Origin of the sequence: Caldicellulosiruptor changbaiensis, from assembly GCF_003999255.1 — a bacterium.
Taxonomy (GTDB): domain Bacteria; phylum Bacillota; class Thermoanaerobacteria; order Caldicellulosiruptorales; family Caldicellulosiruptoraceae; genus Caldicellulosiruptor; species Caldicellulosiruptor changbaiensis.
This window is the reverse complement of record NZ_CP034791.1, coordinates 2,522,283-2,536,706: the sequence shown is the minus strand read 5'-3', so window position 1 is coordinate 2,536,706 and position 14,424 is coordinate 2,522,283. Positions and strand designations below refer to the sequence as shown.

The following is a 14,424-nucleotide window of genomic DNA, read 5'->3' as shown; positions in this document are numbered from 1 at the left end:
TAAGCGTGTTGATACAACATTATAAAAAGGAGGTGATATCAAAAAATAAAAATAATAGCTGAAAAGAGGATGATATACGCAAAAGAGAAATTTCTAGAGATTAAAAAGGCCTATCCTACTAAAGGAGGACAAAAAATGATTGAAAATGTTCTTCCAGAAATAAAAACTGAGGTTCCGGGTGAGAAATCAAAATTGCTCCTGCAAAAAAGAAAAGAGCTGGTGTCAAGAGGGATAAGTAATGCTATTCCCATATTTGTAGAAGAAGCAAAAGGTGCACTTATTAAAGATGTGGATGGCAACATTTTTTTAGATTTTGCAAGTGGGATTGGGATGCAAAATGCAGGTCATTGTGATGATGAGGTTGTTGAAGCAATAAAAGAGCAAGTTGGGAAATATATACATCCTTGTTTTCATGTTGCTATGTATGAGCCTTATATAAATGTTGCACAAAAACTTGTTTCAATTGCACCTGGAAAATACGAAAAAAAGGTGCTTCTAACAAATAGCGGAGCTGAAGCGGTTGAAAATGCTATTAAGCTTAGCAGAAAGTATACCAAAAAGAGAGTTATATTGTCTGCTGAAGGGTCTTTTCATGGGAGAACATACTTTGCACTCACACTTACAAGTAAAGTAAAACCATACAAGCATGGTTTTGGACCATTTATACCAGATGTCTATAAGATTCCATATGCCTATTGTTACAGATGCAATCATACATACAAGTATCCTGAATGTGATTTAGAGTGCATTGAAAGAATAAAAAAGTTCATAGCAACCGAAGTGTCGCCGGAGGATATTGCAGCAGTTATTGTTGAGCCAATTCAAGGAGAAGGTGGTATAATTGTTCCACCAAAGAGGTATCTTCAGGAACTTCAAAATCTTTGCAAAGAAAATGGTTTTGTGTTCATTGTAGATGAGATTCAAACAGGGTTTGGCAGAACTGGTTATACTTTTGCCAGTGAGTATTTTGGTTTAGAGCCCGACCTGATAACAGTTGCAAAGTCCATCGCAAATGGTATACCACTCAGTGCAGTAGTTGGCAGAAAAGAGATTTTGGATGCTCCTGATGAGGGAGGAGTAGGTGGGACATATGCAGGAAGTCCTTTAGCCTGTGTTGCGGCAAATGTAGTGATAGAAAAGTTTGCAAGGGGAGAGTTTTTAGCAAATGCTAAGAGATTAGGGAAAATTATAGAAGAAAAACTGGAGAGGATGTTTGAAAGGTATAGTGTGATTGGAGATGTTCGTGGAACTGCTGCAATGTGGGGAATTGAATTTGTAAAGGACAGAAATTCAAAACAGCCTTACCCTGAGTTTGTAAAAGAGGTTATAAAATTCTCCTACCAAAGAGGAGTGATTTTTATAAGCGCAGGTATATACAGCAATGTTTTGAGGCTTTTGCCACCACTTGTCATGACACAGGAGCAGGCAGAGTATGGCTTGAATGTCTTAGAAGAAGCAATAAAGTACTGTTTGCAAAATGGACTGTAAAAAAGTATGGAAATGAGGAGGTATAGTTTCTATGTTGAGAATGAAAAGTAAAAAACTTTTGAGGTTATTGGTACTATGTTTTGCTATTTGTATTGCCATTGTGTTGAGCTTTGGTAATACATCTGGATTTTCAGCCACTGGTAAAAAGGTTATAAAGATTGGGGTGAATGATGTTTTATCAGGAACGGGTGCTCAATATGGTCAGAGAAACTTAGAAGGGTTGAGGTTAGCAATAGACGAGGTTAATCAAAAAGGCGGAATAAATGGAGCAAAGATTGAGCTTTTAGTGTTTGACAACAAGTTTGACAAGGCAGAAGCTTTGAATATTGCAACAAGGCTTGCAACAAAAGAGAAAGTATTAGCGATTGTTGGACTTAGCACCTCAGGTTCTGCAAAGTCTGCATCGTTGGCTGCCGAAAAGTACAAAGTACCACTTATTACAGGAAATGCTGTTGCAGAGACAGTAACAGTTGATGAGAGAACTGGCAAAACAAAGAAATATGTTTTCAGGATATGTTTTAGCTCCTCAATAGAAGGCGCGTTGATTTCTAAGTTTACTATTTCATCACTCAAACTCAAAAATGTTGCTATTGTGTACAATGCTTCGAACGACTATAGTAAAGAGGTTACCAAAGGGTTTGAAGAAGCGTTTACCAAAGCAGGTGGAAAGATTGTTATGAAAGAGGCATTTTCTCAGGGCGAACAAGACTTCAGAAGCATTCTCACAAAGATCAAGGCTAAAAAGCCTCAAGCAATTATCACGCCTGTATATTATGATGAGGCAGGTTTGATTATAAAGCAAGCGCGAGAACTTAAGATCAATGTACCTATAATCGGTGGCGATGCTTTGGATGACCCAAAGACAGTTGAAACAGCAGGTAGAGAATATTGTAACAATGTATATTTTGTAACATTTTACTCTTCTCAAAGTCCCGATAAAGAAGTGCAAGATTTTGTTAAAAAGTACAAAGAACGATATAAAGTTGAACCAAATAGCATAGCAGCTCTTGGCTATGTTTCTGGAAAATTTTTAATTGACGCTATTAAAAGGGCGAATACAATTTCGGATAGAGAAAAGTTAAGAGAGGCTCTTGAAAAGACTACTAATTATAAAAGTATCGCAGGTACAATTTCCATTGATAGTAAACACAATGGACAACACTCAGGAGTTGTGATTGAAATACAAAACGGTGTTATGAAGTTTAGGGGAAGGATTACGCCATAAAAATCTTAATTACCAGCTGGAAGGGATTGATATGACTTTTAAAGTGAACATCTCTTTAAAGCAGTACAATGGGAAGAATGCAATTCCTGTTGTGGAAGTTGGACAAAAGGTTAAAAGAGGGCAGACAGTTGCGATTCCAAAAGAAGAAGGTGTGTATGTTCACTCAAGTGTAACAGGGAAGGTAACAAGTATTTCAGAAGACTGTATAGAGATTTTAACCGATGCAGTAGATGATAAGGAATTTTTACCACTTGAAATTACCGAGAAAGAGAACCTTATAGACATTGTCCAAAAAGCTGGGATTGTGGGGATGGGTGGTGGGGGTTATCCTACTTATCTGAAGCTTAAGAACAAAATAAAGGGCGGAACTGTAATTGCAAATGGTGTTGAGTGTGAACCTATTTTAGTTCACAACATTACCCAGATGGAGAATAACCCGGAGCTTATTTACCGCGGTCTTATATATGTGATGAGTTATCTCCAAGCTTCAAAAGGAGTTATTGCTATCAAAAAAATGAACAAAAAGGCAATAGAAGCAATTGAGAAAGTAATTGATAGGGAAAATATTGAAATAAAGCTAATAGAAGATACTTATCCAGCTGGGGAAGAAAGAGCTTTGGTTGCTAAAATATGTGGAGTTTTATTGCCTCCTTCTGAGATCCCTTTGGCTGCAAACTGTATTGTACTAAATGTTGAAACTCTCTCTCGGATTGCTGAAGCAGTTGAGATGAGGAAACCTCTTATTGAAAGGAACCTCACACTTGCTGGTGTATTTAATGATAAGAAGGTAGTAAAGGCGCTTTTTGATGTGCCTATAGGACTTTCAGTAAAAGACCTTTGTAAGATAAAAGGGTATTTGTTGTCAGAATATGATGAAATACTGCTGGGTGGACCTTTTATGGGTGAAGAAGGAAATCAAGAGTTTCCAATTACAAAGAAAACCAATGCGGTAATTGTCACACCTCCTATTTCAGAGAAGCTCAAAGCAAAAATAGGCATACTTGTTTGTGCATGTGGTGCAAAAGAGACAAGGCTTTTGCAGCTTGTAAAGAAAATGGGGGCAAGTTTGGTTGGTATAGAAAAGTGCAAAAATCTTGTATATGCCAATGGTAAGCCACGCTGCAAAAATCCTGGCAATTGTCCTGGCCAGGCTGAAAAGGTTTTAAGGCTTAAAAAGCTGAATGCTGAGTGTCTGCTTATTAGCACATGTACCAACTGTACAAATACAGTAGTAGAAATAGCAGAAAAAATGGGTTTGAAGGTTATTCATCATACTGACCACGTACTTGAAACCTTAGGCTATCCACTTTTGCGAAGGATAGAGGTATGAGGTTTACTTCTTTTAACGCTAAAAAAAATTGTGCTGAAAAAGGGGGTGCGCAAAATGGCAATCTCACATGAAAATATTGAAAGGTATTTTGAAGAACCAGCAGTTGTATGCTGCCTTACCGAGGCTGGAACTATTATCGGACCTGAAAATTTAGAAGAGCCAGAGATTTTACCTGAACTTCAATCAGGTGGATTTTTGCAACTTCCTTCAAATGTATTAAAAATAAAAGAAGTTTTGGGGAAGAGACTCAAAAAAACTCTTCAGCCGCTAACTCCAGTCACTCCTGATTTGATAGAAGAGGAGCTGTCATCCGCTTGTAAAGTTGAAAAACAAAATATTGTATCAGCATTTAATACAAGTGAACACAATTCTCCAATAAGAGTAAGTATTGGTGAGGGTAAGAACATTACGTTTGAAATACCTACTTCACTGCTGCAGTTTTTCCCGCAGCAACATCAGGTTGAAGAAAAAGAGAAAATTAAGAGAGTTTTAACATTGAGGGAATATGAGATTAAAAAAGTACAGTGGGCTGACAGAATCTCAATTCAAGATGGAGTATTGATGTTGAAAAAAGACATAGTAAATGAGATTTCCAGTATTGACCCTATTGTAAAAAAAGTAAGTATAGATGTTATTGAGCCTGACAAGAGGGATATCTTCACAAATACCATTTTAGATGTAATTCCAATTGCCACAAAGGTTGAAGGTAAAATTGGAGAAGGCATTACAAACATACTTAAAGGTGTGGTTGTAATCCTCACAGGAGTTGATGAAGATGGTGTTCAGATTCATGAATTTGGTTCATGTGAAGGGATTTTGAGCCAAAAGATAAAGTTTGGAAGACCAGGCTGCCCCGATGAGGATGATATCATTATTAGAGTAGATGTTGTTATTGAAAGAAGAACAGGTATGGAAAGAAGAGGACCATATGCAGCGCACAAGGTGTGTGATGTATTCATTCAACAAATTAGAGAAGTTCTCAAGACAAAAAGTGCCTCTGAGGCAAGTTCAATAAAAGAACTTGTTGAGGTTGACAAAAAGGGAAGACCGCGAGTAGTTATAGTCAAAGAGATAATGGGCCAGGGTGCTATGCATGACAACATTATACTTCCAAATGAGCCGTGTGGTGTTTTAGGTGGAAGATGCAATGTTGACTTAGGAAATGTTCCAGTTGTCCTTTCTTCAAATGAGGTTTTAGACGGCGCTATACATGCCTTGACATGTGTCGGACCAGCTACAAAAGAGACCACAAGACATTACATAAGAGAACCTTTGGTTGAGCTTTTGAGAGCTGATAATGATTTGAACCTTGTAGGTGTTGTGTTTGTTGGCAGTCCACAGGCAAATCAAGAAAAACTGTATGTCTCAGAACGTTTAGGAATGCTTATAGAAGCGATGGGAGTGGAGGGGGCAATTGTCACAACAGAAGGTTTTGGCAACAATCACATAGATTTTGCATGGCACATTGAGCAGATAGGAAAACGAGGTATCCCTGTTGTGGGAGTCACTTTTGCAGGTGTGCAGGGCTCACTAATTGTAGGCAACAAGTATATGGATGCAATGGTTGAACTTAATAAAAATGAAGAAGGGATTGAATCTGAAATTTTAGCAGAAAATACTCTTTGTCCTGAGGATGCAAGAAGAGCGCTGGCGATGCTTAAAACCAAAATGTCAGGAGGAAAGATACTTCCACCATTTAGCAAATGGGACCCGGCAGTTATTGAGAAAAACCAATCCTTAGTTGATAGGGTGTGAGTAGGATGAGAGAGATTGATGTATATAGCTTGCCTATAAACCTTATAAAAGGCAAAATTGTTGATCTTAGTGAAGGAGATGTTGTCATTCAGTTTGACAGTAGATTAGGAATGATGCGCATTCCACTTAGAATGCTGATAACAGAGAAATATCCTCAAACAGGAGATGAGGTTGAGCTTTATATGAGTTATGTAATGGTAAATAAACAGTAAAAAACCAAAAAGGGGGAGTCCAAGATGGTAACAAACTGGGTAATAGAAGGAATTCGCTCAGAAGTTTATGTTCCAGTTGTACCAGAACCTGTATTTACACCGCTTACTAAAGATTTAAAAGACTGTGTTGTTGCACTGGTCACAGCTGCAGGTGTTCATCTGAAATCTCAAAAGCCTTTCAATTTAGCAGGGGATTTTAGTTACAGAGAGATTCCAGGTGATACGCCCTCCTCTGAGTTGATGGTGACACATGGGGGGTATGACAACACTGACGTAAACAAAGACATCAATTGTATGTTTCCAATTGACAGGTTAAGAGAACTAGCACAAGAAGGGTTTATAAGAGGTGTTGCGAAAATCCACATTGGTTTTATGGGTGGAGGAGGAAATACACAAAAGTTTACAGAAGAAACAGGACCTGCTATTGCAAGGCTATTAAAAGAAACAGGAGTAGACGCAGCTGTTTTGACAGCAGGGTGTGGAACTTGCCATAGGTCAGCAGTAATTGTCCAAAGAGCGATTGAAAGGGAAGGGATTCCGACAGTGATTATAGCAGCTTTGCCACCTGTTGCAAAACACCAAGGAGCGCCTCGAATTGTTGCACCAAAAGTCCCGATTGGCGCCAATGCTGGTGAACCTAATAATGTCAATATGCAAAAGGCAATTTTAAAAGATGCATTGCTTGCACTAAAGTCAATAAACAGGTTTGGTGAGGTTATAGAGCTTCCATATGAATACAGGGCGAGGATATAAAATTATTAAGCCTTTTGAGACAAGTTTAACTGCTGGTGATGTTAAATGGAATTTGAAAGGATATTATACGTTGTTGACACCCATGTGGTGGGTGAGCCTGCACGGGTTGTGCTAAGCGGTGTTGGTAGAATCCCAGGTATGACAATGTTTGAAAAAAAGGAATATATGAGAGCTCATATGGATTTTATAAGGCAAACTTTAGTAAATGAGCCTCGGGGACACAAAGATATGTTTGCGGTAGTTGTGACACAGCCCACGTTATCTGAAGCAGATATTGGGCTTATATACATGGATAGTGGTGGATATTTAAACATGTGTGTTCATGGAACAATAGGTGCTGTGACTGTTGCCATAAAGATGGGGGTTGTAAAAGCAGAAAGTAATGAAACAGAAATAATAGTTGAAACACCTGCGGGTCTTGTAATTACAAGGGCATCTATCAAAGACGGTGAAATAGAGTTTGTTACGGTGAGAAATGTACCCTCGTTTTTATATCAATCAGGTGTTACTCTTGACATTCCAGAAATTGGAGAGCTAAATGTGGATATAGCCTATGGAGGGAATTTCTTTGCTCTTGTTGACGCTTCAAAATTAAATTTAAAAATAGTACCACAAGAGTTAGAAAAGATAATAAAACTTGGGATGAGAATAAAATATGCTCTCAATGAAAAGATTAAAGTTGTTCATCCGCTTATGCCAAATATATCTGGAGTAGATTTGGTTGAATTTTACGGACCACCAACAAGCGAAAGTGCTACATTGAGAAATGTTGTAGTTTTTGGCAAAGGACAAGTTGACAGGTCCCCTTGTGGAACAGGTACTTGTGCAAAGATGGCAGAACTTTATGCAAAAGGTCTTTTGAGAGCAAATACTCCATTTTACTATGAAAGTATAATCGGTACAGTCTTTAAAGGACAAGTTGTTAAAGAGACAAAAGTGGGAGATTTTACGGCTATTGTACCAGAAGTAACAGCTAAAGCTTATATTACAGGATTTAATCAATTAGTTATTGAGAAAGATGACCCTTTGAAATTTGGTTTTATGATAATGTAAGTTTAATCTAACAAAATACACAATTTTTGAGGCAATAATGAATAATTTTTTGGAATTGACAGGTCAGATAAAATTGGTTAAAATATCAGCAAAAGAATAAAGAAAGAAAGGCGAAGGTGCCTCTCGGAAAGGGGGACCTTCGCCTTTTTCAATTAAAAAAAACCTGTTGCCCAGCATTACTTCTCTTTTTAAGAAGGGATTTTAAAAGTCGACAATGTATCCACAATTATATCATTTCAACAGCATTATTTGCAAGGGGGTAAAATACCTATGAAAATTGGAGTTCCTAAAGAGGTAAAAGAAAATGAAAATAGGGTGGCGCTAACCCCGTGGGGGGTTAAAGCCCTGGTTGAAGCTTCACATCAGGTCTACATTGAAAAAGGAGCAGGGGAAGGAAGTGGCTTTTCTGACCAAGAATATATAAAGGCTGGTGCTGTAATTGTAGATACGCCAGATGAGATATACCACAGCTGCGAGATGATAGTAAAGGTCAAAGAACCTCAAAAGAGCGAGTATGAGTTTTTGGAAGAAGGAAAAATACTCTTTACTTATCTTCATTTAGCATCAAATCAAGAACTGACCCAAGTGTTGCTCAAAAAAGGTGTAATTGCAATAGCATATGAAACAGTTCAAGAAGATGATGGAAGCTTGCCACTTTTACGACCAATGAGTGAGATAGCTGGTAGACTGTCAGTTCAGATTGCTGCATGGCTTTTAGAAAAGCACAACGGCGGGCGAGGAGTGCTCCTCAGCGGTGTTCCAGGTGTAGAAAGAGGAAATGTTGTGATATTGGGAGGTGGTGTTGTTGGCTTGAATGCAGCTAAAATAGCAATTGGTATGGGCGCGAAGGTAACTGTTTTGGATGTTGACATCAAGAGATTGACCTATTTAGATGATATATTCGGAAGTTCAATTCAGACCCGTGTTTCTAACTATTATACAATTGAAGAATCTGTTAAGGATGCAGATGTTTTGATAGGGGCTGTTTTAATTCCGGGGTATAGAGCACCAAAACTGGTCACAGAACAGATGGTAAAAGAAATGAAAAATGGTGCTGTTATAGTTGACGTAGCCATTGACCAGGGAGGATGTGTTGAAACAATTGATAGAGTTACAACTCATGAAAATCCATATTTTATAAAACATGGGGTTGTTCATTATTGTGTTGCAAACATTCCTGGGGCTGTTCCAAGAACATCTACAATAGCTTTGACAAATGCAACATTTCGATATGTTCTTGAAATTGCGAACAAAGGATACAAAAGAGCTCTTCGGGAGAACCCAGAGTTAAGAAGGGGCTTAAATGTGTGTGATGGAATGATAACTCATGAAGGTGTTGCAAAATCTCTTGGCTTTAATTATGCCGACCCATTGGTAGTTTTACAATAAAACGATTTAGAAAAATCTTCAAGGATAAGGAGGAGAGGTAAAAATGAAGTTTGGCAAAGTTTTCAAAAGAGTAGTAGTGTTTATAGCTATTTTTACCCTTCTTGTTGGCAGCTGCCTTTTGAGTTACTCAAAGTCAAGTAGTACTATTAAGCTTGGGGTGAATTTAGAGCTTTCGGGAGCTGTTGCTCAATATGGTCAAAGAGCGTTAGAGGGAATCAAGATGGCAACAGATGAGATAAACAAAAAAGGCGGTATCTTGGGCAAAAAGATAGAGCTTGTAATATTTGACAATAAGTCTGATAAAACCGAAGCCCTTAATATTGCAACAAGGCTTGCAACAAAAGAGAATGTTCTTGCAATTTTAGGGTGTACAACATCAGGTGCAACAAAGTCAGCAGCCGTTGCAGCCATGAAATACAAAATTCCAATTATCTCGCCTACAGCTACAGATGACAAGCTTACACTTGACGAAAGAACAGGTAAAACAAAAGCATATGTGTTCAGAGTGTGCTTTAATGATTCATTCCAAGGTGATGTGATGGCTAAATTTGCTTTAAAAACTCTCAAAGTAAAATCTGTTGCTATTATATACGATGCTTCTTCGGATTACAGTAAAGGTTTAGAAAAAAACTTTAAAGTTGCTTTCACAAAAGGAGGAGGTAAGATTGTTGCCGAAGAGGCATTTGCTAAAAGTGAGCAGGAGTTTAGTGGAATCCTTACAAAGATAAAAGCAAAGAACCCCGAGGCAATTTTTGCACCTGTTTATTATGATGAGGCAGGTTTGATAATTAAACAAGCACGTGAGCTTGGAATTAAAGTTCCAATAATGGGTGGCGACGGGTTTGACGATCCAAAGGTTGCCGAAAAAGCAGGCAGTAAGTATGCTAATAATGTTTATTTCTCAACACATTATTCTGGTCAAGATCCCGATAAAAAAGTTCAGGATTTCATTAAAAAATATAAGCAGCTATACAAAAATGAACCAAATGCTTTTGTAGCAACCTCGTACGACCTTGTTTATCTTGTAGCTGACGCAATAAAACGTGCAAATTCAACAACAGATAGAGAAAAACTGCGAAAAGCATTAGAAGATACCAAAAATTTTGCAGGTGTGACAGGAGTCATTACTATAAACAAATATCACAATGCCCAAAAGGCTGCGGTGATTATAGAACTCAAAAACGGTGTTCAGGTATTTAAACAAAAGATAAATCCGTAGAGATGTAATTTTTAAAAAAACAATAAATGGGCATAAAAAAAAGAACAAGTGCGCTAAGAAAAGAGGTGACATATATATTGTCTACATTTGTCCAGCAGCTAATCAATGGGATCACCTTAGGTAGTGTTTATGCCCTGATTGCTTTAGGCTACACAATGGTCTATGGAATTTTGAAGTTTATAAACTTTGCACATGGAGATGTGTTCATGCTTGGTGCTTACATTGGATTTTTGGCAGCTGTCTATCTCAAACTCAATCTGGTTGGATGTTTGATAGCTGCAATGGTATTTTGCGCACTTTGTGGAATTATCGTAGAAAAAATAGCGTATAAACCACTTAGAAACTCACCCAAAATTTCTATTTTGATTACTGCAATTGGTGTTTCTCTCTTTTTAGAAAACTTCATGCAACTTATAATGGGGGCAGACTCTCGGGTCTTCCCCCGCCTCATAGAAGAAAAGAATTACCACTTTTTACATGGCAATATAGTTGTAAATAACAAACAGGTATATCTTCTCATTATTACAATAATCCTGATGATAGTGCTCAACTACATTGTTAAGAATACAAAGATAGGGAAAGCCATGAGAGCAGTTTCTCAAGACATGGATGCTGCAAAGCTAATGGGGATTGATATTGACAAGACCATTTCATATACATTTGCTATTGGTTCGAGCCTTGCCGGTGCTGCTGGTGTGTTGGTAGGCCTGTATTATAACACCATCAACCCTCTGATGGGTGTGTTACCAGGAATAAAGGCGTTTATTGCAGCGGTGTTTGGCGGAATAGGGGTTATTCCAGGGGCATTGCTGGGAGGTTTTTCACTTGGGATTATTGAGACATTTGTAAGTGGGTATGGCAGTTCAATGTACAAAGATGCAGTTGCATTTGCAATCTTGGTACTGATTTTGTTATTCAAACCAGCTGGTTTGCTTGGTAAGAGTTTAAAGGAAAAGGTGTGATAGTGGGAAATGATGAGAAAAAGGATATTAATCCTGGCTGTGATTTTGATAATTTATGCTATTTTTACATTGGGCATGAAAGTGGGAATAATTGATGATTATATCAAGCTAAACATCCTTTTGATTCTTCTTAATATAATACTTGCAACAAGTTTGAATTTAATAAGTGGGATCACAGGACAGTTTTCCTTAGGGCATGCAGGGTTTATGGCAATTGGAGCATATACTGTGGCTGTTTTGATAACTCTTCCCAAACCGCTTCCATTTTATTTAAGTCTTTTGATAGGTGGGGTTTTTGCAGCCTTTGCAGGGCTTATTATAGGACTTCCAGTGCTAAGATTAAGAGGTGACTACTTAGCTATTGCCACATTGGGATTTGCAGAAATTATCAGGGTTGTTATACAAAATATCGACTATTTAGGCGGCGCAAGCGGTATCAGTGATATACCTCAGGGAATTGACTGGACTGGCTACTATGTCATTGCGATTTTGACCATAATAATCCTCTCAAACATTATAAACTCTTCTTATGGAAGAGCGATGGTAGCAGTAAGAGAAGACGAGATAGCGGCAGAGACCATAGGGATTAATACAACACTTTTTAAAGTACTAGCATTTGTGATAGGCGCATTTTTTGCGGGAATTGGTGGAGGAATGTATGCTGGTTACTTTGGATTTATTCAGCCAGACATATTCAACTTTTTTAAATCAATAGACATCCTTGTTATGGTGGTTTTAGGTGGTTTGGGGAGCTTGTCAGGTTCAATAATAGCTGCTATAGTGCTGACAATTGTCTCAACGCTGCTTCAAAATGTGCCTGCCGTGCGAATGGTGCTCTATTCAATTATTTTGATAATCATAATGTTGTTCAGGCCACAGGGACTTTTAGGAAAAAGAGAGATAAGACTTTCAGATATACTCTCATTTCAAAGGAGGGGAGTTTAAAGATGCTTAAATTAAAAGGAGTGACAATGAATTTTGGAGGTATTATTGCCCTCAACAATGTAGAGATTGATGTGGATGAAGGGAAAATCATTGGTCTTATCGGTCCGAATGGTGCAGGTAAAACAACAGTTTTCAATGTCATTCTTGGACTTTATACACCAAACAGGGGATATATAAGGTTTGAAAATAGTGATATAACTAACAAAAAAACTTACCAAATAGCTGTTATGGGTATTTCAAGGACATTTCAAAATATAAGGCTTTTTAGAGAGCTGACTGTACTTGACAATGTAAGAATTGCATTTCACAAAAATGTAAAATATAGTTTGCTTGATGCTATCCTGAGAAACAAAAAGTTTATAAAGGAAGAAGAGGAGTATTTGAAAAAAGCAGAGGAGCTATTGAAGATATTCGGTTTGTATGAGAAAAGAAATGAGCTTGCTAAAAACCTCCCCTATGGTGAACAGAGAAAACTTGAAATTGTGAGGGCTTTAGCGACATCACCTAAACTACTTTTGCTGGATGAACCTGCAGCTGGCATGAATCCCCAAGAAACTCAGGAGTTAAAAAATCTCATCAAGTTTATCAAAGAAAAGTTTAATTTGACAATACTTTTAATAGAGCATGACATGTCAGTTGTAATGGATATTTGTGAAAGAATATATGTTCTTGACTATGGAGAGGTCATAGCTGAGGGGACACCTGTTGAGATTAAGAGAAATCCACGTGTAATTAAGGCATATTTGGGAGAGGGTGACTTTGGCTTTGCTTCTTAGTGTTCAAAATATGGATGTTTTTTATGGAGCTATTCAAGCACTTTTTTCTGTATCACTTGAGGTTGATGAAGGAGAAATTGTGACACTGATTGGTGCAAATGGTGCTGGAAAGTCTACATTGTTAAAAACAATTTCAGGTCTTTTAAAACCTCGAACAGGTAGCATCTATTTCGAAAATGAAGACTTGACCAAAAAATCTCCAATAGAGATTGTAAAAAGTGGAATTTCTCATGTACCCGAGGGAAGAAGAGTATTTCCAGAGATGACTGTGATTGAGAATTTGGAGCTTGGTGCGTATGTGAGGAAAGACAGATCTGAGGTAGAAAAAGACCTCAAAATTGTTTTTGAAAGGTTTCCAAGACTATATGAAAGAAGAAATCAGTTAGCAGGTACACTTTCTGGTGGAGAGCAGCAGATGTTAGCAATTGGAAGAGCTTTAATGTCACGTCCAAGGCTTCTTTTATTGGATGAGCCATCTATGGGTTTGGCGCCTATTTTGGTAAGTGAGATATTTGAAATTATAAAAGAGATAAATGCACGTGGAACTACAATACTTCTGATTGAACAAAATGCCAACATGGCACTGAGCGTTGCAAACAGGGCGTATGTAATAGAGACAGGTAGGATAGTTTTAAGTGGTACATCCCAAGAAGTGGCTTCAAATCCGGATGTAAAAAAGGCATACTTAGGAGGATGAAAAAGGGGCTGTCACATCAAGAGGGTTGTGACAGCTCCATTTTTTCATGGCTCATACTGATGCCCTTTTCGTCTTTTGCCCATAAGAGGACCTTCCAACCAAAACATTGTTGTGTCCTCTAAAGCTTCTACAATTTCATGAAAATCCCCCATCCTTGTCCAAAGCATATCACCTTTTTCAAGTATGTATTCCCTCTCTTCTGAAATTACTTTTATTTTACCCTCAAGCACAAAATAGTACTCATCACAGTCGTGTGTATGTCTTTCTACAATGTTTTTTTGTCCTTTTTTGTAATAGGCAATTCCCCACGAGGAAAATCCGGGATCACCAAACAACGATGGCTGCTCATTTATGTTTCGTTTTGGCATTTTATCACCTCAAAAAATTCATTTTTTCTCTTTAGTATGTTATACTTAAATTCTAACCCATAATCATTGCAACTAGAAGATATATTCAAAATTTTTTGCTTTTTATTTTAACACCCAATGTTTTGCAAGTTCTGTACCAAAATTGCAAGTTTTTTATTCTCAACTTGCAAGAAGCAAAAAATTTACCTCAATTTATTATTGATTGTTTAAGAATTTGCTGCTATAATTAAATTTAACCCATTGTATACATGT

14 protein-coding genes are annotated in these 14,424 nt (G+C 37.6%); 13 read left to right on the top strand and 1 reads right to left on the bottom strand.

Features of this window, described 5'->3' with window-relative positions; translation table 11 throughout:
- The first annotated feature begins 135 nt into the window (after positions 1 to 135).
- From ELD05_RS12245 to ELD05_RS12185, 13 genes are all read left to right on the top strand, one after another.
- Positions 136 to 1,488: an aspartate aminotransferase family protein gene (locus tag ELD05_RS12245; RefSeq protein WP_127352651.1), complete on the top strand. Its 1,353-nt coding sequence runs from the start codon at positions 136 to 138 to the stop codon at positions 1,486 to 1,488.
- Positions 1,489 to 1,519: 31 nt separating this feature from the next.
- Positions 1,520 to 2,713: an ABC transporter substrate-binding protein gene (locus tag ELD05_RS12240; RefSeq protein ID WP_127352650.1), complete on the top strand. Its 1,194-nt coding sequence runs from the start codon at positions 1,520 to 1,522 to the stop codon at positions 2,711 to 2,713.
- Positions 2,714 to 2,729: 16 nt separating this feature from the next.
- Entirely contained in the window at positions 2,730 to 4,043 is a 1,314-nt protein-coding gene (gene prdC, locus ELD05_RS12235) for a proline reductase-associated electron transfer protein PrdC (protein ID WP_307720926.1), read from the top strand.
- A 54-nt stretch (positions 4,044 to 4,097) separates the two neighbouring features.
- Positions 4,098 to 5,798 carry a D-proline reductase (dithiol) proprotein PrdA gene (gene prdA / locus ELD05_RS12230; RefSeq protein WP_127352648.1) on the top strand — a complete coding sequence of 567 codons (1,701 nt, stop codon included), beginning with the start codon at positions 4,098 to 4,100 and terminating at the stop codon, positions 5,796 to 5,798.
- A gap of 5 nt (positions 5,799 to 5,803) precedes the next feature.
- Entirely contained in the window at positions 5,804 to 6,010 is a 207-nt protein-coding gene (locus ELD05_RS12225) for a CBO2463/CBO2479 domain-containing protein (RefSeq protein ID WP_127352647.1), read from the top strand.
- A gap of 24 nt (positions 6,011 to 6,034) precedes the next feature.
- The gene (gene prdB, locus ELD05_RS12220; protein WP_127352646.1) at positions 6,035 to 6,763 is read left to right on the top strand and encodes a D-proline reductase (dithiol) protein PrdB; all 729 of its coding nucleotides are present in this window, start codon (positions 6,035 to 6,037) and stop codon (positions 6,761 to 6,763) included.
- Positions 6,764 to 6,808: 45 nt separating this feature from the next.
- A complete protein-coding gene (locus ELD05_RS12215; RefSeq protein ID WP_127352645.1) occupies positions 6,809 to 7,816 on the top strand; it encodes a proline racemase family protein in 1,008 nt (335 codons plus the stop codon).
- 270 nt (positions 7,817 to 8,086) lie between these two features.
- A complete protein-coding gene (gene ald / locus ELD05_RS12210; protein WP_127352644.1) occupies positions 8,087 to 9,205 on the top strand; it encodes an alanine dehydrogenase in 1,119 nt (372 codons plus the stop codon).
- Positions 9,206 to 9,248: 43 nt separating this feature from the next.
- A complete protein-coding gene (locus ELD05_RS12205; protein WP_127352643.1) occupies positions 9,249 to 10,424 on the top strand; it encodes an ABC transporter substrate-binding protein in 1,176 nt (391 codons plus the stop codon).
- A 77-nt stretch (positions 10,425 to 10,501) separates the two neighbouring features.
- Positions 10,502 to 11,386: a branched-chain amino acid ABC transporter permease gene (locus tag ELD05_RS12200; RefSeq protein WP_127352642.1), complete on the top strand. Its 885-nt coding sequence runs from the start codon at positions 10,502 to 10,504 to the stop codon at positions 11,384 to 11,386.
- 12 nt (positions 11,387 to 11,398) lie between these two features.
- Entirely contained in the window at positions 11,399 to 12,331 is a 933-nt protein-coding gene (locus tag ELD05_RS12195; RefSeq protein WP_127352987.1) for a branched-chain amino acid ABC transporter permease, read from the top strand.
- Between the two features lie 2 nt (positions 12,332 to 12,333).
- Entirely contained in the window at positions 12,334 to 13,107 is a 774-nt protein-coding gene (locus tag ELD05_RS12190) for an ABC transporter ATP-binding protein (protein ID WP_127352641.1), read from the top strand.
- 10 nt (positions 13,108 to 13,117) lie between these two features.
- The gene (locus ELD05_RS12185; protein ID WP_127352986.1) at positions 13,118 to 13,804 is read left to right on the top strand and encodes an ABC transporter ATP-binding protein; all 687 of its coding nucleotides are present in this window, start codon (positions 13,118 to 13,120) and stop codon (positions 13,802 to 13,804) included.
- Positions 13,805 to 13,848: 44 nt separating this feature from the next.
- Here the strand turns inward: ELD05_RS12185 and ELD05_RS12180 are convergent, their stop codons facing one another.
- The gene (locus tag ELD05_RS12180) at positions 13,849 to 14,172 is read right to left on the bottom strand and encodes a cupin domain-containing protein (RefSeq protein WP_127352640.1); all 324 of its coding nucleotides are present in this window, start codon (positions 14,170 to 14,172) and stop codon (positions 13,849 to 13,851) included.
- Between the last annotated feature and the right edge of the window lie 252 nt (positions 14,173 to 14,424).